Source organism: Streptomyces antibioticus, assembly GCF_002019855.1.
GTDB classification, from domain to species: Bacteria; Actinomycetota; Actinomycetes; order Streptomycetales; family Streptomycetaceae; genus Streptomyces; species Streptomyces antibioticus_B.
Genome location: NZ_CM007717.1, coordinates 4,970,237 through 4,994,742, shown reverse-complemented (window position 1 = coordinate 4,994,742; position 24,506 = coordinate 4,970,237). Strand labels below are relative to the sequence as shown.

Genomic DNA, 24,506 nt, shown 5'->3' with positions numbered 1-24,506 from the left:
GCGATGGACAGCCAGAAACTCACCTGGTTCAAGTCCAGTCACAGCGACGGCGAGGGCGGCGATTGCGTCGAAGCTGCCTACGCCTGGCGCAAGTCCACCCACAGCGACGGTGGGGGCGGTGAGTGCCTGGAGGTTGCCGTCTGCCCAGGCACTATCCACATCCGCGACTCCAAGAACCCCGCCGGACCCACCCTCGACCTCTCCCCCACCGCCTGGGACGGCTTCCTCGCTCACGTCGCGGAGTGAGACCTCACCGCCGCCACCGCCTCCCTGACCTCCCGGGCGGGGTCGGTGGCGAGGTGGGTCAGAAGGGTTTCCGTGCCGGGGGTGGACCAGCCGCAGATCGCCCACACCAGTGCCTCCCGGACGCCCGGGTCGGGGTGGGCAGCCAGGCGGGTCAGTTCGCGGATCGGGCCCCGGCGGCGCTTCGCGAACCAGTGCAGGGCCTCCAGGAGGACGGCCGGATCCCCCGGCTCCCCCGCCGTCTCGATGCGCGCGAGCAGGACGCGGGGCGGCGGGCCGGGGCCGTCCAGCGGGTGCGGGAGACGCTCCCGGAGGCGGCGGTCGCCGTAACCGCCGCGCACCCCACAGCCGTAGCACGTGCACGGCCGGGTGCCGTGGGCGTCCGGCTGGTAGCGCCAGCCGAGGAGTTGGGGCACCCGGCGAACACGGTGGATCTCGCGTGGGCGGATCGCGCGGGGGACGAAGACCTCCCAGCCGCGTGGGTCCTCCAGTGCCCCGACGCGGCGTACCGCCTCCGCGGCGGTGACGGTCGTCTGGGCGCCCCGGGCGCGGTCCCGGTAGTGCCCGACCAGCACCTCCTGCGTGTCGTCCAGCCGGATGTGGACGGCGACCAGACCGCCCCGGCTGCCGAAGCGGGCCAGTTCACGCAGCCACTGGTGGGTGAGGGTGTGGGAGGGCAGCACCGGGAAGCAGTAGACGCCACGCGCGCCGTCCTGGCCGTGGCTCACGGCACGGATTCCGGAGCGGCGGACGCGCGGGGCGGTGGACGCCGACGTCAGGTGGACGAACATCGCCATCGGCCGCTCACACTCCCAGGCCGGGAGGGGGTGGGCCCAGTGGGTCTTCAGGTAGGAGCGGTGGGGCTGTCAGGGATGCCTCGTACGCGTCCCTCCTGAACACGAAGGGGCCCACAGGGAGTTCTCCCCACTGTTCGCGGAACGGCAGGCGGAAGGTGGACCAGGTGACCGTCGTACCGGTCACCCGGCGGGACGCGAGCAGTGGGGCGCACTGCCAGATGCCGCAGGGGCAGCCCAGGAGGGGGGTCTCGTCCACGTCGGACAGGAAGGACGCGGGGCTGAACTCCCTTACCCACAGTCCCTCGAAGCCGGCCCAGATCTGTTCCGCCGACTCTCGTTCCTGGTCCTCGAACTGGTCCTCCAGCTCCGGGCGCCACAACTCCCTTGTCGCCCACGCGACGTGCGCGCGCAGGTCCGTGCCGTCGACGCGGATGCCCCAGACGGGGAACTCCGGCGCGCTCTCCGCCGGGTGGTGGAAGAACTCGATCTCGTTCACAACGGCCCGCTCACCTCTCGTACAGGCCCTGTACCTGTTCACCGAAGTCTCGCAGGACGCTTCCCGTCCGTCAGACGGTGAACTTCACCGCTTCCAGCCACCGGTCGTTGCTGAACGAGCCGCCGGTGGCGAAGTCGGGGCGGGGGTCGGCGCAGCCCGTCTCGCTCCAGCCGATGTCGTGAACATGGGTGGCCTGGCAGATCCGGCCCCCGCTGCCGACGTTGATGGCGAAGGCCAGCATGTTCGGGGCGCTCCGCTTCGCGCTGCCGATGTAGATGTTCTTGCCGTCGTCCGTGTTGGGCGTCCACTTCGGCTTCCAGACCCCCAGCCCGTCGGTCGAACGAGGGTTGTGGACAAACGCGTTGGCGGCCGTACCCCCCGTCCCGCTCACGGCGATGTTGAGCGCCTTGATCGGCAGGTTCTGTCCCGTCGTCCCGGCTGTCGTGCCGTCGCACACCGGCTTCTGCCAGCCGCGGCCGGAGACGTAGGCGCGGTAGCAGATGTGCCGTCCGGACGGATCGTTCCGGGCGAGGCGCTTCACGGCCGTGGCGGCCGTCTCCGCCGGGGGCTTGGCGGTCACCGTGGTGGTGGCCTTCGGCGGTCGCACGGTGACCGTTGCGCCACCCGCCCCGCCCGGCGCCTTCGGCGTCGGTTTCGGCTTCGCCTTCGGCTTGGTCGGTGACGGGCTGGGGGACGGCGACCCCACGCTCGGGGACACGGAGACGGTCGGCGCCGCCGTCCGGGGCGACGGGGACGCCGTCCGCTGTGGTGCGGTCGCGCGGGCTGCCTGGCCCGTCGGCTCGCCGTCATCCGATCCGCCGCTTCCCAGCATCACCAGCGGGACGATGACGGCGCCGGCCACGAGGAGGGCCACCGGTCCGATGACCAACGGCCTGTCGAGCAGACGGGCGGGCTCGTACTCGTCGTCCGACTGCCGGGTCCGGGTCCGGGTTCTGCGTACGGCCGTCGGCCCCGGGGCAACAGCGGCGGGGGCCGGTTCCGGCTGTCGTTCCGGCTGTTCCGGTCGTTCCAGGAGTCTGCTCGAACCGTCCGGGGCGACCTCGACGTACGTCACATAGCCCGCGGAGGGGTCGGTGACGGCCGCCGTGACCGTGCTGTCGCGGTCGACGGCGTGCCGGTGCAGCCGGTCGAGGACCGCCGCGTCGACCGACTCGTCCGTCTCCGTCCGTACGGGCTCCCCGTCGACGGCGGCGGAGCCGTCGCCGGAGATGACCACGGTGAAGTCGGGCGCGGGCGGCCCGGGAGGACCCGCCGCTCCGGGATCCTCGGCCCCCGGCCCGTCCGTATGCTCACCCCGGTTCATACCTGCTCCTTCGGTCCTGAGACGGAATCCGGTAGCGCAACGGCCCCCGTCCCCGAACGGTTCAACCGAACCCGGTGATTAAACGTTCAATTACATAGCCGACGGCACTCAACACGCATTGAACGGGGCGGAAATGTACGTTCCGTCGAAGCCGCCGCGCGCACAACGCCGGTCAGTAGAGTCCGTCCCATGAACGCCCATGAGACGGATGTGCGATTCTCCGTGCTGGGACCGGTACGAGCCTGGCGCGGCACGGAGGAGTTGGCTCTCGGCTCCCCACAACAACGCGCGGTGCTGGCGGCGTTGCTGTTACGGCGAAGCCGCCCGGTCGCGCTCGACGAACTGGTCGACGCGGTCTGGGGCGGGGACCCACCACCCGCCGCGGTGTCCGTACTGCGCACCTACGTGTCCCGCCTCCGCAAGGTCCTCGAACCCGGACGGGCCTCGGCCGCTCCCCCGCGGACGGTCGTCTCGGTCGGTGACAGCTATCTGGCCCAGGTGCCCGAAGAGTCCCTGGACCTCGCCGTGTTCGAGCGGCACGCCGCGGAGGCGAGAAGGCTGCGCACCGCCGGCGAGGTGTCCGCGGCCGCCAAGCTGCTGCACTCCGCCCTGGACCTGTGGCGCGGATCGGCGCTCGCCGGACTGCCCGGCCCGCTGGCCGAGTCGGAACGCGGGCGGCTGGACGAGGTCCGGCTGACCACGCTGGAGACCCGGCTCGACATCGACATCGAACTCGGACGCCATGACGAGGTGATCGCGGAGCTGACCGCGCTGGTCGCCCAGCACCCGCTGCGGGAGCATCTGTCGCGGCTGCTGATGCTCGCGCTGTACCGGTCCGGGAGGCAGGCGGAGGCGCTGACCGCCTACCGGACGGCCCGCAACGCCGTGGTCGGCGAACTCGGCATCGAACCCAGCGCCCGTCTCCAGGACCTGCACGAGCGCATCCTCGCGGGTGACCCGGCCCTGGCCCGGGATCCGTCCGGGCAGCGGGAACCCGACGCCACGAGCGGTGTTCCGGAATCCGTACCCGCGCAACTTCCGCCGGGACTCGCCACGTTCACCGGGCGCACCGTCGAACTCGACCGGCTGCGCGCCCTGTTGCCCGAGGACGACGGACAGTTCACCACGGTGGTGATCAGCGCGATCGGCGGCATGGCCGGGGTCGGCAAGACCGCTCTGGCCGTCCGCTGGGCCCATGAGCTGGCCGACCGCTTTCCGGGCGGCCAGCTCTACATCAATCTGCGCGGCTTCGGCCCGACCGGCTCGGCGGTACAGCCGGAGGACGCCGTCCGCACCTTCCTCGACGCGCTCGGTGTTCCCGCGATGCGGATTCCCTCGGGTCTCGACGCCAAGGTGGCGCTGTACCGCAGCCTGCTCGCAGGGCGGCGGGTGCTGGTGCTCCTCGACAACGCCCGTGACACCGACCAGGTCCGTCCGCTGCTGCCCGGCTCCCTCGGCTCCCTCGTGATCGTGACCAGCCGCAACCAGCTCCTGGGCCTGGTCGCCGCCGAGGGGGCGCATCCGCTGACCCTGGACCAGCTCACCTCCGCGGAGGCCCACGCCCTGCTGGCCGGCCGCCTCGGCGCGGACCGGCCGGCGGCTGAGCCGGAGGCGACGGCCGAGATCATCACCCGGTGCGCCCATCTGCCGCTGGCGCTGGCCATCGTTGCCGCGCACGCCGCCACCCACCCCCGGTTCCCGCTCGGTTCCCTCGCCGAGAGCCTGCGCGAGAGCCACGGCAGCCTCGACGCCTTCGCCGGGGGCGACGACCTCAGCACCGACGTACGCGCCGTCTTCTCCTGGTCGTACCGTGCGCTGTCGGCGCCCGCAGCCCGCCTGTTCCGGCTGCTCGGTCTGCACTCCGGTCCCGACATCTCCGCGCCCGCCGCGGCCGCCCTCGCCGGGCTCACCCCGCGGGAGATCCGCGGCCCGCTCGCCGAACTGACGTCCGCGTGCCTGGTCACCGAACGCGCGCCGGGCCGCTACACCCTGCACGACCTGCTCCAGGTGTACGCGGCCGAACGCGTGGACGCCGAGGAGACACCGCAGGAACGGGACCAGGCCGTCGGCCGGCTGCTCACCTGGTATCTGCACGCCGCCGACGCCGCCTACGCGCAGATCACCCCGCACCGTGAACGGATCCCCCTGCCGCCGCTCCCCCCGGCGTTCTCCGTACCCGGGTTCACGACCCACGACCAGGCACTGGACTGGTGCGAGACCGAACGCGCCAACCTGGTGACCGGCGTGCACCAGGCCGCCGCGATCGGGCGGGCGGACATCGCCTGGCGGCTGCCCGCCACCCTGTGGGGCTTCTTCTACCTCCGCAGTCATCTGCACGACTGGGCCGACACCACCCGGGTGGGTCTGGCCGCCGCCCGCGCCGCGCACGACCTCCCGGGCGAGGCCCGGGCCCTCGCCGACACGGCCGCCGCGCTGCGCAGCAGCGGGCGGTACGAGGAGGCCATCGGCCACCTGCGCCGGGCCATGGCCGCCTACCGCGAACTCGGGGACGCCACGGGCCGCTCGCTCGCCGTGTCCAACCTGGGCGACGTGTACCTCCAGTCCGGCCGGCTCCGCAAGGCCGTCGAGTACATCCGCCGGGGACTCGTCCTCGACGAGATCAACGGCAGCGCCTGGGGAAAGGGGATCGCCCTGTCCAACCTGGGCGACGCCTACCAGCGGCTGGGCCGGTACGACGACGCCGTCGGCTGTCTGGACGAGGCGCTGACCGTCCTGCGCGCCAACGGCAACCGCTGGGTCGTGGGCGTCACCCTCGACATCCTCGGCACCGTCCACCACCGGCTCCACCGGTACGACGAGGCGGTCGGGTACTACCACCAGGCGCTGGAGACGCACCGGGCCGTCGCCAACCGGTGGGGCGAGGGCCACACCCTGAGCAACCTCGGCGACGTCCACCGGGCCGCCGGCGAGCACGCGGCCGCTCGCGCGAGCTGGCGGCAGGCACTGGCGGTCTTCGAGACGTTCGACCATCCCGACGCGGACGGGGTCCGCGAGCGGCTCGCCCGCCCGGAGAACGGCCGGGCCGGCACAGAGACCCCGGCGGACGCCTCCGCATGACCCGCCGCACACCCGACGCCGTCGGCCACCGTCCGGCATCAGCCCGTCGGCCCGCCCGCCGCCCGGTGGGCGCGGCCGCTGTCGTGGCGAACGGGTTCCGTCTCGCGCGGTTCGAAGCCCGGCGGCAACGGCGGCAGCCCGGCGGGCATCGGCCCCTCGGGAGACGGCGGGAAGTCGTCGGCCGGGGCGGCGGGGCGGACGGGGTCGTGGTCCGCGACGGGCACGGGCCGACGGCGTGCCAGCAGCCCCTGCGACGCGAACCGCCCTCCGCGGGCAACGGACATGGCGTACCTCCACCTCAACTCTCGATCACCGGACGGAACTCGGAAGGAAGTCGGAAGGAGCCCGGGCCCGCGGCGCCGTGAACTCGCCACGGGCCCGGGGGACATCCGTCAGCTCCTACCTGGTGGCGTGCTGCTGCTTCTTCTTCTCCGCGGCCTTCTTCTCCGCGGAGGACTTGGACGGCTTGCTCGTCGACGACGATCCGTGCTTCTTGGCCGCGTCCTTGCTCGAAGAGCCGTGCTTGCGTGGCCTGTCCGGGCTGAAGGCCCCGGCCGAGTCCTGGCCCAGAGGCGACTGGACCGTCGCGGAACTCGTCGTGGCCCTGCGCTTGCCGGCCGCCCGTTCGCTCAACCCGGCCGACTCACCGGTGGACGAGCGCGGCTGGCCGGACAGACTGAGGTCCTGGAGCGTGCTCGCCAGGTTCTCGTTGCCCTGGTTGGGGTGTGTGTAGAGGGAGCTGGACGAGCGGGAGGACGGCGCGAGGGCGGCTCGCGGGTCGTAGCCCGGCGGGTACTGCCCCGGCTGGTCCCCGAGCATCGGGTTGCGGTGCATCCCGTACATCTCGTACCCGGGGTCCTGGGCCGTCCGGCCGGGATCCGTGTGTGCGTGGTGCACCGCGTCCGCGGCGGTCGCGGCGCCGGCCACCCAGGTTCCGCCGCCGTCGATCATCTGCGTGGCCGCGGCGTCCTGGTCGCCGACGGCGCCGTAGGTGTTCATCGCCGCCGACACCATCCGCCCGGTGCTGGTGGCTATCTGCATCGGGTCGATGTGGCCACCCGACCGGTACTGCTGGTACTGGTCGTAGTACTCCTTGGCGGCCACACCCGCCTGCGCGGCGATGCCCACGCCCTTGGTGATCGTGGCGGCCTGGCCGCTCATGAAGGACGACGCGCCCTGGATGAGGCTGGGCGACGCGTCCAGCAGGGCCTGCCCGATGCGTCCCCGGTTGTCCGACACCCACCTGGTCGCGGACGAACTCCAGCGCGCCACGTCCCCCCCGGGGGACAACGCGTAGAACGCCCCGCGATTGCCGTTGGTGGGCGCGACGTACACGCCGGTGCCGCCCTCGGGAAGCTGCGGCGCCGTCGTCGGAACGGTCTGGTTCGACGGCGTGATCCGCGTTTCGGTACGAGGATGCCGCCTGGTGCCGGTGTTGACCTCCTGTGCCTCTACGGCCGAGTAGTAACTGCCGCTGGATCGACCGCTTTCGTCAGAATGTTCGGATCCTGGCATGTCACCCTTCCTTTCGGGGTGGGCTGATCACTCCCTACGGAGTTCTCTCTCGGCAGCACAACGGGCCCGCCACGGCTCCGGTTCACTGAACTCCGGCGGACGGGGGCGGCCCGAACGGATCGGCCGCGTCGACGGTGGGCGCCTCCTTCGCGCGGTGCGTGCCGGGCTTGCATCCGGCGAACGGACCCTGCGGATCCCGCAGGGACTCCATCACCGACGGCAGGTGGTCGCGGTGCCAGACGGCGGGCCCGGTCGCCTCCGAGCCGGGACCGGTGAGTTCGTCCCAGGCGAGCCACAGGCCGTGGAGCTGGGCCACCGCCTCGGGGTGCTCCCACCAGCGAGGACACCAGGGCGAGGCGGACGTGGCCTCCCTGCCGTAGACCGGCAGCAGGACCCGGTGGGTCCACAGGGTCAGCCGGCGCAGCGTCTCCGCGTAGTCCGGCCCCCGCAGGTAGAGGATGAACCGGGGTGGCGACGGCTCGTCCTCCTCGGTCTCTGAGGTCCCAGAGGTCTCTGGGGTCTCCGGAGCCTCCGTCGGCGTCGCTGTCATGGCCCTCCTGCTCCTGCTGCCCCGGTGGGGTTCGGTTTTCGACGGTCGGGAACACAACGGGCCGCGTACGGGGGAAGGTTCAGGCCCCCGGCCGCACCACCCCGAGGATCTCCATCGAGCCCGCCGGTGCCACGGTCACGTCGCGGCCGGGGCGCGGGGCGTGGATGATCTCGCCGTCGCCGATGTAGAGGGCCACGTGGCTGGCCTCGGCGAAGTAGATGACGAGGTCACCGGGGCGCAGGTCCGGGACGGGGACGCGTTTCAGTCGCCGCCACTGCTCCTGGGAGGTCCGGGGGATGATCACCCCCGCGTGCTCCCAGGCACGCAGGGTGAGGCCGGAGCAGTCGAACGAGTCGGGTCCCTCCGCACCCCAGACGTAGGGCTTGCCGAGCTGGCGGGTGGCGTAGGCGACGGCCTTGCGTCCGGCGGCGTCGGCCTCGGCGCCGGGCCGGTCCAGGACACCGGACTCCACCCACTCGGCCTGCGCCTCGGCGGCGGCCCGCCGGTCGAGCGCGGCGAGCTGCTCGGCCTGCTCCCGCGCGAGCCGTGACTCCAGCCGCTTCGCCTCGCCGATGCGCTTCTCGATCGTCCGGCGTTCGGCGTCCTTGGCGCGGCGGGTCGTCCGCAGCTTCCTCAGCTCCGCCGCGGCCTCCTCGTTGCGGGTCGCCAGGTCGTCCCGGGTGGCGCTCAGCGCGGTCAGCACGCCCTGGGTGGCCTGCTGCGACCGGCGGGTCAGGGAGGCGTTGTCCAGGGCGCGTTCCGGGTCGTCGGCGAGGACGAACTGGATCTCGGCGGGCAGTCCGCCGCCCCGGTACTGGGCCCGGGCCGCCGCGCCCGCCAGCTCGGTGAGGCGGTCCAGCCTGGACTCGGTCACCGCGATCCGGGCCTTGAGCGCGCGGACCTTCCCGCTCTGCTCGGTCACCTTCTCGTCGGCGGCGTTGTAGTTGTCGGTGGCGATCTCCGCGTCGTGGTAGAGCCGTTCGAGTTCGGCGCGCACCTCGGTGAGGGTGGCGGGCTCGGCGCGGGCCGGCGGGGTGGCCGTCGCGGTCAGGGCGAGGGCCACGGTGAGGGCCGCCGCCGTCCGCCGGCCGTGTGCGCGCAGGGTCCGTCTCATCCGGCCGTGGCTCCCTTCGGGGTCGTCGGGTCGGGTGGCAGGGGTGAGCCGACAGCACAACGGGGCCGCGGTGTCCGGAGGTTCAAGCGGACGTGAACCGGTGCGGTACCGCGGCCCGTTGTGCGTGCCGAGGCCATGAGACAGTCGAAGGGGCTCATGTGGATGTGGAGTTGACGGCGCTCGCGCTGTGCATCGGGTTCGGGGCGGGCTTTCTGCTGCTCGCCGGACGGTCGACGGCCACCGCCGTCCGGCTGCGGGTGCGCGGGCTGCGGGTGACGGGCGTCGTGACGGCCCGCGCGGCGGCGGACCGGCGCGGCGGCGGGCTGGTGGTGTTCCCGGACCATCTCGGACGCCGTCTCGTCCTCGATCCGGGCAGGTACGGGCGGCTGTACGGGCTGCCTCCGGCCGGCGGGAGCGTGCCGGTGGTCTTCGTGCGCGAGCGGCCCACGGCGGCCCGGGTGTGGACGATGCGGCATCTGCTCGGCCCGGCGTTCGGCTGGTTCCTGTCGTCGGCCGTGGCGTTCGGGACCGGGGTCGTGATCGCCTCGTGAAGCCGGACGAGGACGAGGACAAGGACGGGGACGAGGCCGAGGGCGCCGGGCGGGTCCGGGAGCTGGATGTACTGCGCGGATTCGCCCTGTTCGGGATCCTGCTCGTCAACGCCCAGTTGATGGCGGGTCCTTGGACGTCGTTCGGCGGCGGGCCCGGCGCCTCGGTCCTGGACCGGACGGCGGCCTGGGCGGTGACCGCCACCACCACCGTCTACCAGTTGTTCTCCTTCGTGTTCGGGTACAGCTTCGCGCTCCAGGCGGACGCCGCCCGGCGCTCGGGCGCCCCCTTCGCCACGCACCATCTACGGCGTGCGGCAGGGCTGTTCGCGCTCGGCCTCGCGCATGCCGTGCTGCTCTTCCCCGGCGACATCCTGATGACGTACGCCGTGCTGGCGCTGGTCCTGTACGGCCTGCGCGGCCTCTCGCCCCGAGCCGCCCTGCGGCTCGCGGTCTGCCTGGTGGCGGTGCTGGCGGCGCTGCTGCTCGGGTACGGGCTGCTGACGGTCGCCCTCACCGACCCGGTCACCCCGGCCGAGTACGCTCCCGAGGCCGCGCGCCTCACCGCCGCCTACCGGGGCGGTGCCGCCTCGGTGATCGGGGCGCATCTGCGGGAGCTGCCGTCGGCGCTCGGCGCGAACCTGATGTACGCGCCCGACATGCTGGCCGCGTTCCTGGCGGGCCTCGCGGCGGCCGGGACCCGGCTCCTGGAGCGGCGGGGCCAAGACCCGGTGTGGCTGCGGCGGACGCTCCTGCGGTGGCTGCCGGCCGGCCTGGCCGGCGGGGTGGTCACCGCGTGCTGTGCGAACGGGCCGCTGGACAGCCGGTGGTTCCTGGTCGGGCACGCGGTGTCGCTGCTGACCGCACCCGCGCTCACGGCGTCGTACGCCTGCGGGCTGCTCCTGCTGACCGGCGCGCGCCCGGCGGCGGCCCGGGTGCTCGCCGCGTCCGGGCGCATGGCGCTCACCCACTACCTCACCCAGTCACTGGTGCTGGCCTGGGTGTTCACCGGGTACGGGCTCGGGCTCCACGACCGCGTCGGCACGGCCGCCGTCCTGGCGGGCTGCGTGCTGCTGTACGCCGTCCAGCTCGCCTGCGGGTACCGGCTGATGAACCGCACGCGGTACGGCCCCGCCGAGGTGGTGCTGCGGACGGTCACGCTGGGGCGGCCTCCTGGCCGGGGGCCGGCTTGCGCAGCGTCACGCCCGGCATCAGGCGGCGTGCGGCCCGTTCGGTGATCGCCGCGGTCTCCGCCTTCGCCGCCGCGGCGATGGCACCCGCGCCGGGCTCCTTGTACCAGGGGCGCAGCCGGATCAGGGCGGGGCGTATGCCGGTGGCGAGGAGCAGGGCGGTGCCCTTGGGCAGGGCACGGATGCGGTCCGGGGGCAGGACCGCCTCCTGGCGGTAGGAGTACGACCGTGACGTCCCGTCCCTGCCGCGGGTGACGCTCGGCGTGCGTACGTCGTGCTGGCCGACGAGGGTGGAGATCTTCTGCACGAAGTCGGCGTCGTCCAGGCCGGAACCGAGGAGTTTGACGGTCGCCGCGCTCCACAGCGCGTCCATGCCCACCTCGCCCCACACCCGGGCCCCCTGGCGGTAACTCTGGAGAAGTGTCACGACGTTGATGCCGCGGGAGCCGAAGTGCGAGTAGAGATCGGGGAGATCGGAGATGCGGCACACGTTGGCGGCCTCGTCGAGCACCGCGGTCAGCGGCGGGTCCAGCCGGCCGCCCATGCTCTCCGCGGCGACGACACCGGCCCGCATCGTCGCGTCGGCGAGTCCCGCGATGACGCCGGCCGCCGAGCCGCCGCCGTCCTTGGAGAGGAGATAGAGGGTGTCGTGCCCCAGGACGTGCCGGTCGGGCCGGAACTCCGGCCGGTCGGGATCGGGGACGACCCAGGCGAGGACCTCGGGATCGAGGAGGCAGGACACGGTCTGCCGGGCCGTCTCGAAGATGCCGTCCCGGGTCTCCACCGCCCCCCGCACCGTTCCCTGCAACTGCTCGGCCATCGCGAGGAGTCCGACGTCGCGCAGCAGGTCGACCGGGGTGCGGTCGGCCGGGTCCGCCAGCCAGCCGAGGAGTTCGGTCAGCGGGGCCCTGCCGCGGGCCGCGGCGAGGAACAGGGCGGTCAGGGTGTTCTGGGCGGCCGCGATCCAGAAGTCCTTCTTCGCACTGTCGTCGTTGACCGAGGCGACGAAGTGGCCGGCCATCCGGCGGGCCCCCTCGATCGTGTGGCACTCGCCGAGGAGGTCCCACCACATGGCGCGCGGGGTGTGGGCGATGCCCTGCGGGTCGAACGTCCAGACCGTGCCCGCCTTCTCGCGTTCGCCACGGGTGACGGTGTAGACGTCGGACTTGTTGGAGGTGAGCAGCACCGCGCCCTGGGCGCGCAGCACCCGGGGAACGGCGATCCCGGTGGACTTGCCGGAGCGGGGCGCCATCAGGTCGAGTTCCACGTCCTCGTAACTGCTGCGCAGTTCGGGCCCCTTGGGCTCCAGATCGCCGAGGAGGTTGCCGGTCTCGTCCGGATGCAGCCGGTCACGGTCCTTGAGACCGGGGCGCAGTTCGCGGGCCCGGGCCTCGATGCCCGTGCGGCACAGGGCGGCCAGCTCCCGCCGTCCGGCGAGTCCCTTGGGGCGGGCCGCCCGGTCCAGGACCAGGCGGACGACGAGAGCGGCGGGCAGCACGAGGAGCGCCAGCAGCCCGGTCATGCCCGCGTAGACGGCGGCCGCCGGGGCCGGCCACAGCGCGCCCGGACCGTCGGAGACCAGGCGGGTGGCGGTGGACAGGGCGAACGGCGGGGCGTCCCAGCCGTTGCCGGAGAGCCCGCAGCCGAGGGTGCCGCCGGACCAGGCGACCGTGAACATCAGCAGTCCGGAGCCGGCGAGCAGGGCGAAGGCCCACGGCAGCAGCTCGTGCGGGTCGGAGCCGCGGGGGGCGCTCACGCGGTCCACCTCCCGGTGTCCGGCCGGGTGCCGGGGACGCCGGGGGGTTCCGGGACGCCGTCCCCTGTGGCCCGGGCGACCTGGCGCGCCGCACGGGCCACCGCCTGTTCGACGGCGTCCTCGTTCGTCGTCCAGCGGGTGTTGGTGTTGTGCAGCCGGCGTTCGGCGTCCGTGATGGCGACCTTGATGGGGATGCCGGGCCGGCCGCCGACCTTGATGAGGAACCGTCCGCGGCCGGGCGGTTCCTCGTTGTCGCCGGTGACGCCCCAGCCGGGCGGCGACGACCAGGACGAGACGAGGTCGATCTCGCGCCGGGACAGCCCGACCACCTTCCCGAGGTCCTCCATCTCGGTCTTCGGCAGCCCGGCGCAGACGACCATTCCGGCCCGCTCGACGAAGCCGCGGGCCTTGGCGCGGTCGGCGTCGGTGCCGAGCGCCTCGGCGTCCTTGAGGGTGTGGGTGATCTTGGCGTCGCCGAGGCCGAGCGAGCGGTTGAGCCGGGTGAGCGCGTCGATGCGGTCGACGATGCCGGAGGCGGCGCGCAGCGGGCGCCACAGCTCGTCGAGGACGGTGAAGAACCAGCGGCGGGGGGCGAGTCCGGCGTCCGCCAGCGCGTGCGAGGCGGCCACCGTGCCGAGTCCGTCGGACCACGCGGCGAGCATCGCGGCGGCGGTGAGCTGGGTGTCCGCCTCGCCGATGCCGGAGATGTCGATGCAGACGGCGGGCGCGTCCGGGTCGATCCGAGTGGACGTCTCGGAGGCGAAGGTGTCGCCGAGCGGCCCGTCGAGGATGCCGAGCAGGGACCGGTGCAGGGGGTCGACGGCGTCCCGGTAGCGGGTGTCGTCCCCGCGGTCGAGCGTGACCGTGCGGACCCGGGGCGGCCCTTCGGTGAGGACCCGCAGCACGTCGGGGAGGAGCACGGTCCGCCCGTGCGGGGTGCGTTCGCGCAGATGGTGCAGGACGGCGGAGAGCACGGACTGCTCGTGGTCGTCCATGGGCCGGCCGCGGACGATGGTGACGAGGGCGGCGACCATGTTCAGGACGCGGCCGTGGGCCTCGGCCTTGAGCACCTCGCCCGCCTCGCCGCCGATCTTCGCGGCGGCGGAGCCCATCGCGCCCGGGTCGAGGACGTTGATGCCGCCCCGCCCGCGCCCGATGGAGATCACCTGGCCGCCGAGCGCACGGACGGTGTCGGCGTAGTCCGGCTTGAGGTCGCCGAGGACGAGCGGGACGACACCCGTCGCGGCGAGTCCGATCAGCATCCGGTTGACCAGCGTGGACTTGCCCAGCCCTGGCATGCCGAGCATGAACAGCGAGGGGTTGGAGATGTAGCGGGCCCGGGTGAACCAGTTCAGCGGGTCGCCGCAGACGGTGGCGCCGGTGAACAGGTGCTGGCCGAGGGGCACTCCGGTCATCGGCGAGCCGGAACCGGCGGCGAACGGCCACATGCCGCACGCCTGCACGGTGGTGGCACGCCACATCGTGGGCGGGTCCATGTGGCCGACGCGTCCGCCGCCCGCGCCGTACCAGCCGCGGTGCGGGACGATCAACTCCCGCGGCTTCGAGGGGCCTTGCGTCCCGTCCCGCTTCTTCCCCGGTTTCCCGGATGTCCCGAGCGGCTCGTCCCAGGGCCCCTGGAGCCCGGACCGGCCCGCCTCGAACTCCCTGGCCGCCCGTTCCTCGGCCAGCCGGTCGGCCCGCTCGGCCCGCTTCCGCTCGCGCCGGCTCACAGCGCCTCCTGGAGTTCGTGGGGGACGAGTGTCTGCTCCCAGGGCAGGATCCCGGCGGGCAGGGTGCAACTGAACGCCGCCGCCTGCATCCGGTCCGCCGGCCGCATCAGCACCCGGGAGGCCGCGGTGAGGTTGCGGACCGTGACGCTCGCGTCCGCCAGGTCCTCCACGGTGTCGACGGTGACGGTCAGCATCAGCGAGAACTCCACGAGCCCCGCGCCGGACGCCTCCTCGGCCGCGGTCTGCTCCGCGGCCCGCACCTCGGAGGCCGCACGGGCCTGCACCATGCCCCGGCCGGACGACGCCATGAACTGGGCGCTGCGCCGGTCCGCCTCGACGATGCGGGCCGACGTGGCCGGGTCGATGGGCCGGTAGACCAGGGCGACCCGCTTGCGGCGGGTGCCGGGGGCCGCCTCCAGCATGCCCCGGAGCACCGAGGAGCGGACCGTGCCGCGCGGTGCCAGGGTCAGCATCCAGGTACGGGAGACACCGGAGTCGTGCTGGTAGCTGTTCACGGTCTCGACGGTGGCGGCCGGTCCGGCGTCGTCCCACTCCAGGCCCGTTCCGCCGTGCTGGGCGCGGGCGGTGAGGACGTCGGCGGCGACCGCGGGATCGTAGGCGACCCGGACGACCTCGGCGATCCGCTCGGCCGACAGCGGGTACGCGGCGCCGCCGCCGGCCGCGACGAGTCCGCTGAGCAGGCCCGGGATCCGGATGGCGAGGTCGGTGAGCACATCGGCCTTCTTGCGCCGCTGGCCCGGCGGGACGCCGTATGTCAGGGTGATGTACGTGTGCATCTCCGACGACGCGCTCGGATACCGCTCCACGACCTCCTCCATCACGGCGCGCGCGGCCGGCGGGGCGTCGGGGTGGATCCTGGGGAGCACCTCGTGGGCCAGCCGGGTGCCGGGGTCGGGGGCGGTCTCCACGATCACGGCCGCGCCGCGCAGGCCGGGTTCGTGGGCGAGCCGGGCCAGCCACTCGCCCCACAGCGCGACCCAGACGTCGACCTGGTCCGGGTCGATGAGCGAGCCGCCGTCGGGGTCGCAGCCGAGGACGATCGTGTACAGGTTGCGGACCGGGTGGTGCAGGACGCCGAAGGGTCGGTCGTAGGCGTCCCGGCCCTCGGTCACGGTGATCTTGTTGAGCAGCCCCGGCGGGCGGAACCGGCCGCCGGGGCGGGCGGACAGCGGGCCGGAGACGTACAGATGGGCGCCCTTCGCCTTCCGGCGCCACCAGCCGACGCGCAGCGTGAGGAGCTGGTAGACGTTGCGGCCGTCCTGGGTGCGGATGGCGAGCGGGGTCAGGACCACGACGGTCGGGACGAGCACGACCAGCGCCGCGTACAGCGAGATCAGCGACGCCAGCAGGGTGACGACGAGCCCGCCGAAGACCCCGAAGGTGCCGACGAGTCCGAGCGGTCCGAGCCCCGGCCGGCGTGGCCTGCGCCAGTTTCCGTAGGTCGGATGGGTGGCGGCTTCCGTGGACATGGGTCCGGTTTCCCTTCGTGAGGTGACGGGGGTCGGCGACGGTGGAGGCCGCCGGGCCCCTGGGGGGGAGGAGGAGCCCGGCGGCCGGTCGGAGAGGGATCGGCGGATCGGCGGATCGGCGGAAGGGGGCGCTCAGGTGCCCGGCCGCAGCGGCGTCGGTTCTCCGCGGATCACTTGTTGTTGCCCAGTTCGCCGTCGGAGCCCTCGACGGCGCCCGAGACTGTCGAACTGGCCACCTGTGCCGCGGCCACCGCCGTCAGGACGGCGACCCCCGCGGGGCCGCCCGCGGCGGCCGCACCGCTTCCCGCCGCCCCGGCACCGGAGGCACCACCGGCCCGGCTCGCCGCGGCCACGCCGTCCGCGCCGCCCGAACCGGTCGCCCCCGGCTCTCCGCCCGCACCGGAGGACCCGGCCGCGCCGGACCCGCCGCCGGACCCGGAGGCCCCGGACGGGCCGCTCGGACCGGCGGGCGCGCCGGCGCCGGAACCGCCGCCGCGCCCGCCGCCGACCATGACCGCGCCGGTGGCCAGGCTGGAGCCCGCCTGTCCCATGGCGGCCATCGGGTTGCCCGTGCCCATGGCGGCGGTGGCGGGCACGATGAGCTTCAGCAGCGCGGGCAGGGCGATGGCGGACAGCAGCATCACTCCGATACCGGCGATCCGGGTGTTGATGCTGCCGGCGTCGCCGGACCCGCTGTTCCTGCCCGCGTTGATCATCGCCATGCCCGCGTTGAGGACGAGGGCGACCGCGGGTTTGTAGAGCAGCCAGGCGATCAGCCAGCCGATGTGCTTGCGCCACCAGCCGGCGCCCCAGTCCGTCATCGAGGCGGCGGCGGCCATCGGGAGGGTGCCCAGCAGCACCATCATGACGCCGAGCCGGATGTACATCAGGACCGTGTGGATGATCCCGGCGATCAGCAGCAGGAACGCGAGGACCAGCAGCAGGAAGGACTGGATGCCGCTGCCGTCCGAGCAGGCGCCGACGTTGCTCAGCGACTCCCGCACGGCGTTGTTGAACAGGTAGTTCGAGAAGTCGTCCGCGACGGCGGCCCCGGCCACGACGACGGTGGTCGCGGCGCCGGAGACGAGGATCACCCGAAGGATGCCCATGAGAGCGGTCCGTCCGGCGTCGCTCCTCCGTTCCAGGGCCATCCGGGCGGCGGCGAAGATCAGCGAGCCGACGGCGAGGTAGACGACGATCCACTGCGTGTCGCCGCTGATGTTCTTCGACGTCTGGGTCTCCTCCAGCGTCGGCACGTTGGTGGTCAGCGCCGCGAACACCGCGACCGCTCCCGCGAGGATCGTCTTCGCGATCAGTTCGACGATGGTCCCGATGGGGTCGCCGAGAAAGCTGAAGAAGCCCTTCACCAGGTCGACGACCGGATTTCCGGACGTGCAGTTCACGTCGTGCCTCCCCACAGGGTGAAGCCACCGGCGCTCTGCACGGCGGACACCGGCGAGTGCAGGGACCCGTTGTCGTCGGGCCGCACCTTCCAGTCCCCGCCGCTCCAGCGCAGCGAGACGGTGGTCACCGCGTAGCCCTGGGTGCTCTTGAGGAGCAGGCGGATCACGGCCGCCGTGTCCTCGTACGAGACCACCGAGAAGCCCGCGTACGAGGCCACCTCCGCACCGTTCGGCGCGTCGGTGTCCCGCACCGTCGCGCGCTGGAACTCGAACATGTCGCGGCCCTGTCCGGCCACGACCTGCTGCTCGGTGACGGTGCGCCAGTCGGAGCCGCTCATGTGCGACGGGATGACGTGGGCGGCCAGCACGGCCCCGGTCGGCGTGTGCGCGTAGCACCACCACAGCGGGCCCTGGATCAGGGTGGGACCCGCCGAGGCGGACACCGGCACCTTGGTGACACCGAGCGGGCGCCAGGTCACGTCCTCGGGCGCGGTCTCGGTCGATTCGGCGTCCGCCCCGTCGTCCGTACGGCAGCCCCGGGGCCGGCCGTCCTGCGGAGCGGAGGGGCGGGACAGGGGGCCTTCGGAGGCCGCCGCGTTCGCGCGGCCCGTGGTCGCGTCCGATCCGGACAGCGCGGTGACGACGCCGCCCACCACGACCACGACGGCCAGGAATCCGGCCGACATCTGCCAGCCGCGCTGCCTGTAGTACGGCCCCGACTCCGCGAGCCGGCGCTCCCTGCGTCTGAACTTCACGGCTGTCCGCCCGGCCTACGCGAACACGAAGCTGATCAGGGGCCCCGCGGTGGCCACGAGGACACAGCCGCCGAGCACCATGCCGAGCCTGCTCATGTGTTCCGAGCCCTCACCGCGCTTGAGGGAGACGGCCATCATCGCGCCGGTGATCAGCACCCCGGCCACGCCCGCGGCCGTGCCCGCCCAGGCCGCTATGCCGAGCACCGTGTTGACCTTCGTGGTCAGGGCGCCGGGGGCGTTCCTGGCGGGCTGCGGGACACCGGCGGCGATCAGGGTGGAGGCTTCGTGGAGCAGAGAGGTCATCGGGATCTCCGAGGGTTCGGCACCCGGCGTGAGCGACGGGCGCGAGGGGACTGGCGGGAAGGGGGACGACTGGCGGGAAGGGAAAGGCGGTCGGGCACCGGTGCGGCGGGGCCTCGTGGTCAGGGGCCGAGGAGCTGAAGGCTGCCGAGCGCCGCGACGAGCGGGCCGGCCGTGGTGGCGAGCACACAGCTCATGACCACGATGAAGACACCGCGGAAGTAGGTGGCGCCCTCGCCGGGCTCGCCCCGGCGCAACTGGAGCGCCAGTTGGATGCCGACGATGATCAGCCCGGCGACCCCGGCGGCCGAGGCGCACCAGGCCAGCAGTCCGAGGATCGTGTCCGCCTCGACGGGCGGGGTGTAGGCGGCCAGGAACCGTCCGTCGGGAAGGGCGGGAGGGCCGCCGGGAAGGGCGGGAGCGCGGGTCACGGCGCGGCCCCCTCACCGTGGGACCCGCCGCCCACCAGCCTGGCGACGGTGGCGAGTTGGCGGGGAACCGATCTCGGTCGCCCGCCGGTGCGCCAGGCCGGTATCCACGGCACGCGGTGCACCCGGGCGACGGACCGGAGCACCCGGATCCGGCGCAGCAGGCCGAGCGGCAGCCGGCCGGGGGCGTCGGCGACGAGGACGACGGCCAGCAGATCCAGACCCTCCGGGGCCTTCCCGTCGTGCAGCGCGCCGAGCGCCTGCGAGACCGACCGCAGACCCCGCGCGCTGGTCCGGCCGACCAGGACGACACGGTGCGGTTCGCCCCGGGCGGGCTCCGGCCAACGGGCGCCCACGTCGACTCCGCCGAGGAGTTCGACGAGGGAGGTCACGCCCGCGCCGCCGTGTGCCTTGACCCACCCGATCTCGTCCCGCGACCGCGCCCTGGCCGTCCCGGCGCGCCGGGTCTCGCCCCAGGCCGCTCCCCCGGTGGCCCGCACGGGGGCGGGAGCGGTGGTTCTCGGCCCGCGCACCCATGCGCGTGGGTTCCCCGGTGTCTGCCCGGCGGCTTCCCGGCTCACGTTTCCGTTGCTCAGACTCATCCGCTTTCCATCGTTCTGAACCTCTTCGCCCCGGCCCCCGTTGTGGTCTGCCGAGCTCGTCGGACACACAACGGCCCTCCTGGCCGCTGCGGTTCAAGGCGAAGAGAAGAAGAAGGCGGACCGGCATGAGCGCAGACCCGGCAGAGGGCGGCGAGAAGGGCACCTCCGACGCCCTCAGGAACACCGTGGCCGCCGGCACCGGCTGTGGCTGCCTGCTGTCGCCCCTCGTGCTGGCCGGGACGGTGATCGTGGTGATCGTCTTCGGTGGGTTCGGGGTGCTGCTGGCCCCGGTCATCGCGCTGGTCCTGCTCTTCGGCGGCGGGGGCGGCGGCGCGGACACCCCCACCCTGGAGGCCCAGGCGAGCCAGGCGATCGACATCTTCACCGGTGACGGCAAGGGGGACCTGGAGCCCTCGACCGTCCCCGACGACCTGTACGACCCGATCGTGAAGGCCGGCGGCCTGTGCGACACCGTCGGCCCGATCGTCATCGCGTCGCAGATCGAGCGGGAGTCCGCCTTCGACGCGACCCTGGTGGGCCCGAACGGCGAGCAGGGCCTCTCCCAGCTACCGCCCGAGATCTTCACGCGGTACGGGGAGGACGACGACGACAACGACAAGGTCTCCGCCCTGGACGCGGCGGACTCGATCCTGGCGCAGGGCCGCTACCTGTGCGACCTGGCCGGGCAGGCCCAGCGGGCGATCGACGACGGCCGGGCCACCGGCACCGTCCTGGACCTCGCGCTGGCCGCCTACGACGTCGGCATGGACGCCGTGCTCGCGGCGAAGGGCCTGCCGTCCGAGGCCCAGGGCTATGTCGCCGCCGTCCGGGCCCAGTTCTCCAAGTACTCGGGGCTCGCCGCACCCCCGGAGGGAGCCACTCCCGGCGTCACCCCCGGCCCCACCGACAGCGCGCCCGGCACGGTGTAGGGCGCGAGGGAGGATCACCATGACCCGCTTCGACATCCGCATCCTCGGCGACGAACGCGCCGCCATCGACGGGGAACCCGTCGTCCCCGCCCCGGGCGAAAGCCTGCACGAGGCCGTACTCGACCGCCTCCAACGGTCCGCGCAACGCCTCGGCCGGCCCGTGGAGGCGACGGTCGACGACGGCCCGGGCGCCGCGCACTTCCTGCTGGAGGTCTCCCCGGACGGCTCCAGCAGAATCCTGACGACCGAGCCGTCCCCGACGGGTCCGAAGCCATCGGCTCCGGACACGGCCCCGGAGCCAGTGTCGCAGTCGGAGCCGGGGCGGAGGTCGAGGTCGGAGCCGGAGACGGGGCCAGAGCCGAGGTTGAGGTCGAAGCCGGGGTCGGACACGGGGCCGGACGCGAAGACGAGGGCAGAGCTGGGAACGGAGCCAGAGCCCGAATCGAAGCCGGGACCGGAGCCCGGGCTGAGGCCGGGGTCGAAGGCGGGCACGGGACCGGAGCTGGAGCCGGAGACGGGGTCGGACACGAAAACGAGGGCGGAGCCGGGGCCAGGGCCGAGATCGGGGCTGGGGCCGGAGACGGGGCTGACGTCGGGGCCGGGGTCGCAGCCGGACACGGGGCCGGAGCCGGGGGCGGAGCCAGACACGGGGCCGGAGCCGGGGTTGGAGGCGCCGTCGGAGCAAGGGTGGCCGGAGCAGGAAGCGGAACCCGAAACGGAAGCCGCCGCCCCCGGTCCGCGCCCCCGCGTCCGGGACTCCGCCGTGGCCACGGCGATCGCCCGTGCCCGGGCCACCGCGACCGCCGCCACCGCGCACGACCGCTCCGACGCCCCGCCCGACGCCCGGCCTGCCGGCCCCCCGGCCGACTCCGACGCCCGGCCCGTCGACCTCCGCCCGGCCGACTCCGACGCCCCGCCCGCCGGCCTCCCCCCGACCGGCTCCGACGCCCCACCCGAAGCCCAGCCCGCCGGCCCTCCGCCCGCCGGCCTCCCCCCGGCCGAATCCGGCGTCGGCGCCGATGTCCCGGACGACATCGCCGACCGGGTCGTCCGCATCAACGCGCTGACCGTCACGGGTCGGCTCGACGAGGCGTTCGCCGAGGCGACCGCGCTGCGCGAGAGTCTGAGTGGTGCGGCGGGCACCGGGCATCCGTACGCGCTGGAGGCACGGGCCCTGGAGGCGTACGTCGCGCACCTGCGCGGCGACCACCGCCAGGCGACGGTGCTCGCCCTGTCCGTGGCCCGGATCCGGTGCGGGGCCGGGGACGAGCGGGCGCCGACGGAGGTCGCACGGGCGGCGGCGGCCTGGCAACTCCTCGACGACGACCGGGCCGTCGTCGTCCATGGGCGTGAACTCCTCGGCATGTGGGACGGGTTGAGCCGCAGAGGCCCGCTGCCCGCCGGTCACACGGAACTCGCCGCACAGGTCCGCGCGCTCGTGGAGTCCCTGGAGGCACAGCGGGTCCTCGCCCCTCTCGCCTGACCGGCCGCCGGTCCACGACCCCGTACACCGGTCGTCAACCGGATGTGGAACCCCGCCCGGAACACTCGGTGCCCCCCCAGGAGACTCGGGCCGCGGTCCCGTGACCGCGGCCTGCCTGTCCCAAGGCAGGAGCACATCCATGAACGTCACAGTCATCGGGTCGGCGAGCGCGGGAACCTCCGAGGAACGAGCGCTGCGCGACCTCTACCTGGAACACGGCCCGGACCTCTACGCGTACGTACTGCGCCTGTTGGAGGGAGACACCCACCGCGCCGAGGACGTCGTCCAGGAGACCCTGCTGCGCTGCTGGAGCAAACAGAACCTGGCCGACGGCGAGGGCATGGCCGTACGCCCCTGGATGTTCCGGGTCGCCCGCAATCTCGTCATCGACGGGCACCGGGTGCGGATGGCCCGGCCGACGGAGGTCTCCGGCGCCACCTGGCTGACCGAGAGGGGCGCCGACACCGACCACATCGACCGGATGCTGTCGTCCGTCGTCGTGCGCGACGCCCTGCGGGCGCTGTCGCCCGCGCACCAGGACGTGCTCCTCGCGACGTTCTTCGCGGACCGCACCACCAAGCAGGCGGCGGCGGTGCTGGGCATCCCGCAGGGCACCGTGAAGTCCCGTGTCCACTACGCCCTGCGCAGCCTGCGCGTGGCGCTGGAGGACCGGGGGGCGGCGGCGTGAAAGGGCGGGCCCCGCCCCTGGCCCCGCCGGCCCCTCATCTCTCGTACAGCCCCTGCACCTGTTCGTCGAAGTCCCGCAGGATGCGGTCCCGGCGGAGTTTCATCGTCGGGGTGAGGTGGCCGGCGAATTCGGTGAAGTCCGTCGGGAGGACGGCGAAGCGGCGGATCGACTCCGGTCGGGAGACGAGCTTGTTGGCGTCGTCGACGGCCCGTTGCAGGACCGTCTGCAACTCGTCGTCGTCCAGGAGCAGTTCGACCGGGACGGGATGCTTGCCGTTCATCGCGCGCCAGTGGGTGAGGCCGTCGGGGTCGAGGGTGAGGAGCGCGGTGACGTAGGGGCGGCCGTCGCCCAGGACGAGGGCCTGGGAGATCAGGGGGTGCGAACGCAGCCAGTTCTCCAGCGGCGCGGGCGCGACGCTCTTGCCGCCCGCCGTGATGATCAGTTCCTTCTTGCGGCCGGTGATCGTGAGGTAGCCCTCGTCGTCCAGCTCGCCGATGTCCCCGGTGGGCAGCCAGCCGTCCGGGGTGGCGGAGACGACCCCGCCCGCCGCCGGATCCCAGTAGCCGCGCAGGACGTGCTCACCGGCGACGAGGATCTCGCCGTCCGCCGCGATCCGGATGCGCGTGCCGGGCATCGGCCAGCCGACCGTGCCGAGCCGGGGCTGCAGCGGGGGCGTCACCGTGGTGGCGCCGGTGGTCTCGGTGAGGCCGTAGCCCTCGTAGATCTCGATGCCCGCGCCGAGGTAGAACGCGGACAGGCTGCGGCCGAGCGGTGAGCCGCCGCAGATGGCGTGGCGGACGCGGCCGCCCATCGCGGCGCGGATCCGGCGGTAGACCAGCGGGTCGTAGAGGGCGCGGGCGGCGCGCAGGGTGGCGCCGGGACCGGATCCGGTGCCGGTCTTGTGGGCCTCGACGGCCTCGCCGTAGCGGCGGGCGACACCGGCCGCGCGGTCGAAGGTGGCGACCCGGCCGCCCGCCTCGGCTTTCGCGCGGGCGGAGTTGTAGACCTTCTCCAGCATGTAGGGGATGGCGAGGAGGCAGGTGGGCCGGAAGGCGGCCAGGTCGGGCAGCAGGTCCTCGGCCTTGAGGCTCGGCGCGTGGCCGAGGCGGACGCGGGCCCGGACGCAGGCGATGGCGACCATCCGGCCGAAGACATGGGACATCGGCAGGAACAGCAGGACCGAGAGGTCGTCGTCGGCGCCCTTGAAGACGGGCGAGAGAAGTTCGATCGCGTTGTCGACCTCGGCGAAGAAGTTGCCGTGGGTGAGCACACAGCCCTTGGGGCGGCCGGTGGTGCCGGAGGTGTAGATGAGCGTGGCGAGCGTGTCGGGGCCCAACATGCCCCGCCGGACGGCCACTTCACCGTCCGGTATGTGGTCGCCCGCCTCGGTGAGCCGGTCCACGTGCCCCTTCTCCATGACCCACACATGCCGCAGGTCGGGCAGCCGGTCGAGTTCGGGGCCGAGCGCGGCGGCCTGCGCGACCGTCTCGGTGACCAGGGCGACCGCGCCCGAGTCCTGGAGGATCCAGCGGGTCTGGAAGACCGAGGACGTGGGGTAGACGGGCACGGTGACCAGGCCGGCCGCCCAGGCGGCGAAGTCGAGCAGGGTCCACTCGTAGGTGGTGCGGGCCATGATGGCGATCCGGTCCCCGGGGACGAGCCCCTCCGCGATCAGCCCCCGGGCCGCGGCCTGCACCTGGGCGGCGAACCGCTCCGCCGTGATGTCCGCCCACTCCCCGTCCGGACCCTTGCGGCTGAGCACCACCGACTGCGGCGCGGCGGCGGAGTTGTCGTAGGGCAGATCGGCGAGCGAGCCGTGCCTGACCGGCTGCGCGAGCGCGGGCACGGACGCCTCCCGTACGGCACCGTCCAGCCGCCGGATCTCGGGCGGTACGAGGGCGGGAGGAGCGTCGTCGAAGTCTGCGGAGGTCGAGTACGGCGTGGACACGGGCGGCTCCCTGGGCGTGCAGCGGGGAAACTGCTTGCTGCATGACGTACGTGCCTCGTATGGCGAGGTGTTCAACCGGAACGCCCCCGCAGAAAGGGGTTGCTGACCGGTCCGGACAGGGGATCGTACGGTGCCCACG

General features: G+C 73.5%; 23 protein-coding genes. 7 read left to right on the top strand and 16 right to left on the bottom strand.

The features are described 5' to 3' along the window. Positions 1-3: 3 nt before the first annotated feature. The gene (locus tag AFM16_RS22665) at positions 4-246 is read left to right on the top strand and encodes a DUF397 domain-containing protein (RefSeq protein ID WP_078634448.1); all 243 of its coding nucleotides are present in this window, start codon (positions 4-6) and stop codon (positions 244-246) included. On the opposite strand, the gene AFM16_RS22660 is transcribed toward AFM16_RS22665, so the two are convergent. From AFM16_RS22660 to AFM16_RS40135, 3 genes are all read right to left on the bottom strand, one after another. Then, positions 231-1,040, bottom strand: a complete 810-nt coding sequence (locus tag AFM16_RS22660) for a HEAT repeat domain-containing protein (RefSeq protein ID WP_179123298.1) — start codon at positions 1,038-1,040, stop codon at positions 231-233. The genes AFM16_RS22665 and AFM16_RS22660 overlap by 16 nt on opposite strands. A 7-nt stretch (positions 1,041-1,047) precedes the next feature. Continuing rightward, on the bottom strand, positions 1,048-1,536 hold the full coding sequence (locus AFM16_RS22655; protein ID WP_245177768.1) for a hypothetical protein: 489 nt from the start codon (positions 1,534-1,536) through the stop codon (positions 1,048-1,050). A 70-nt stretch (positions 1,537-1,606) separates the two neighbouring features. Next, the gene (locus AFM16_RS40135; RefSeq protein WP_078634446.1) at positions 1,607-2,860 is read right to left on the bottom strand and encodes a hypothetical protein; all 1,254 of its coding nucleotides are present in this window, start codon (positions 2,858-2,860) and stop codon (positions 1,607-1,609) included. A 189-nt stretch (positions 2,861-3,049) separates the two neighbouring features. Here AFM16_RS40135 and AFM16_RS22645 point away from each other — a divergent pair, with 189 nt between their 5' ends. Then, the gene (locus AFM16_RS22645) at positions 3,050-5,938 is read left to right on the top strand and encodes an AfsR/SARP family transcriptional regulator (RefSeq protein ID WP_078634445.1); all 2,889 of its coding nucleotides are present in this window, start codon (positions 3,050-3,052) and stop codon (positions 5,936-5,938) included. 38 nt (positions 5,939-5,976) lie between these two features. On the opposite strand, the gene AFM16_RS22640 is transcribed toward AFM16_RS22645, so the two are convergent. The 4 genes from AFM16_RS22640 to AFM16_RS22625 form a co-directional block, all read right to left on the bottom strand. Continuing rightward, positions 5,977-6,222 (bottom strand): hypothetical protein, encoded by a 246-nt coding sequence (locus AFM16_RS22640; protein ID WP_078634444.1) that lies wholly within the window; start codon positions 6,220-6,222, stop codon positions 5,977-5,979. Positions 6,223-6,337: 115 nt separating this feature from the next. Continuing rightward, positions 6,338-7,177, bottom strand: coding sequence for a hypothetical protein (locus tag AFM16_RS22635; RefSeq protein ID WP_078634443.1), 840 nt, complete (start codon positions 7,175-7,177; stop codon positions 6,338-6,340). A gap of 358 nt (positions 7,178-7,535) precedes the next feature. Then, on the bottom strand, positions 7,536-8,003 hold the full coding sequence (locus AFM16_RS22630) for a DUF4913 domain-containing protein (RefSeq protein WP_078634442.1): 468 nt from the start codon (positions 8,001-8,003) through the stop codon (positions 7,536-7,538). A gap of 79 nt (positions 8,004-8,082) precedes the next feature. Beyond that, positions 8,083-9,117, bottom strand: coding sequence for a C40 family peptidase (locus AFM16_RS22625; protein ID WP_078634441.1), 1,035 nt, complete (start codon positions 9,115-9,117; stop codon positions 8,083-8,085). A 158-nt stretch (positions 9,118-9,275) separates the two neighbouring features. Between AFM16_RS22625 and AFM16_RS22620 the strand changes: the two genes are divergently transcribed. Further along, positions 9,276-9,668 carry a hypothetical protein gene (locus AFM16_RS22620; RefSeq protein WP_030790275.1) on the top strand — a complete coding sequence of 131 codons (393 nt, stop codon included), beginning with the start codon at positions 9,276-9,278 and terminating at the stop codon, positions 9,666-9,668. After that, on the top strand, positions 9,665-10,903 hold the full coding sequence (locus AFM16_RS22615; RefSeq protein ID WP_051780673.1) for a DUF418 domain-containing protein: 1,239 nt from the start codon (positions 9,665-9,667) through the stop codon (positions 10,901-10,903). Before AFM16_RS22620 ends, AFM16_RS22615 begins: the two co-directional genes overlap by 4 nt. Here AFM16_RS22615 and AFM16_RS22610 read toward each other — a convergent pair. The 8 genes from AFM16_RS22610 to AFM16_RS22575 all read right to left on the bottom strand — a co-directional run bounded on the left by AFM16_RS22610 (position 10,821) and on the right by AFM16_RS22575 (position 19,250). After that, a complete protein-coding gene (locus AFM16_RS22610; RefSeq protein WP_078637055.1) occupies positions 10,821-12,611 on the bottom strand; it encodes a type IV secretory system conjugative DNA transfer family protein in 1,791 nt (596 codons plus the stop codon). The two genes, AFM16_RS22615 and AFM16_RS22610, sit on opposite strands and share 83 nt — an antisense overlap. Continuing rightward, positions 12,608-14,341, bottom strand: a complete 1,734-nt coding sequence (locus tag AFM16_RS22605; protein WP_078634440.1) for a putative type IV secretion/conjugal transfer ATPase — start codon at positions 14,339-14,341, stop codon at positions 12,608-12,610. The genes AFM16_RS22610 and AFM16_RS22605 overlap by 4 nt, the downstream gene beginning before the upstream one ends. Then, a complete protein-coding gene (locus AFM16_RS22600; protein WP_078634439.1) occupies positions 14,338-15,831 on the bottom strand; it encodes an SCO6880 family protein in 1,494 nt (497 codons plus the stop codon). The genes AFM16_RS22605 and AFM16_RS22600 overlap by 4 nt, the downstream gene beginning before the upstream one ends. 170 nt (positions 15,832-16,001) lie before the next feature. Continuing rightward, the gene (locus AFM16_RS22595) at positions 16,002-17,234 is read right to left on the bottom strand and encodes a hypothetical protein (RefSeq protein WP_078634438.1); all 1,233 of its coding nucleotides are present in this window, start codon (positions 17,232-17,234) and stop codon (positions 16,002-16,004) included. After that, a complete protein-coding gene (locus tag AFM16_RS22590; RefSeq protein WP_078634437.1) occupies positions 17,231-17,989 on the bottom strand; it encodes a DUF8175 domain-containg protein in 759 nt (252 codons plus the stop codon). Before AFM16_RS22590 ends, AFM16_RS22595 begins: the two co-directional genes overlap by 4 nt. 15 nt (positions 17,990-18,004) lie before the next feature. After that, positions 18,005-18,292, bottom strand: coding sequence for a hypothetical protein (locus AFM16_RS22585; RefSeq protein ID WP_030790297.1), 288 nt, complete (start codon positions 18,290-18,292; stop codon positions 18,005-18,007). Between the two features lie 119 nt (positions 18,293-18,411). Further along, positions 18,412-18,720, bottom strand: a complete 309-nt coding sequence (locus AFM16_RS22580) for a hypothetical protein (RefSeq protein ID WP_245177766.1) — start codon at positions 18,718-18,720, stop codon at positions 18,412-18,414. Continuing rightward, on the bottom strand, positions 18,717-19,250 hold the full coding sequence (locus AFM16_RS22575) for a DUF6668 family protein (RefSeq protein WP_078634436.1): 534 nt from the start codon (positions 19,248-19,250) through the stop codon (positions 18,717-18,719). Before AFM16_RS22575 ends, AFM16_RS22580 begins: the two co-directional genes overlap by 4 nt. A gap of 194 nt (positions 19,251-19,444) precedes the next feature. Between AFM16_RS22575 and AFM16_RS22570 the strand changes: the two genes are divergently transcribed. From AFM16_RS22570 to AFM16_RS22555, 3 genes are all read left to right on the top strand, one after another. Then, a complete protein-coding gene (locus tag AFM16_RS22570) occupies positions 19,445-20,248 on the top strand; it encodes a lytic transglycosylase domain-containing protein (protein WP_078634435.1) in 804 nt (267 codons plus the stop codon). A 763-nt stretch (positions 20,249-21,011) separates the two neighbouring features. Continuing rightward, positions 21,012-21,731: a hypothetical protein gene (locus AFM16_RS39455; protein ID WP_179123297.1), complete on the top strand. Its 720-nt coding sequence runs from the start codon at positions 21,012-21,014 to the stop codon at positions 21,729-21,731. Positions 21,732-21,870: 139 nt separating this feature from the next. Next, entirely contained in the window at positions 21,871-22,419 is a 549-nt protein-coding gene (locus AFM16_RS22555; protein WP_030790312.1) for a sigma-70 family RNA polymerase sigma factor, read from the top strand. A 34-nt stretch (positions 22,420-22,453) separates the two neighbouring features. On the opposite strand, the gene AFM16_RS22550 is transcribed toward AFM16_RS22555, so the two are convergent. Continuing rightward, positions 22,454-24,367, bottom strand: a complete 1,914-nt coding sequence (locus AFM16_RS22550; protein ID WP_078634432.1) for an AMP-dependent synthetase/ligase — start codon at positions 24,365-24,367, stop codon at positions 22,454-22,456. Between the last annotated feature and the right edge of the window lie 139 nt (positions 24,368-24,506).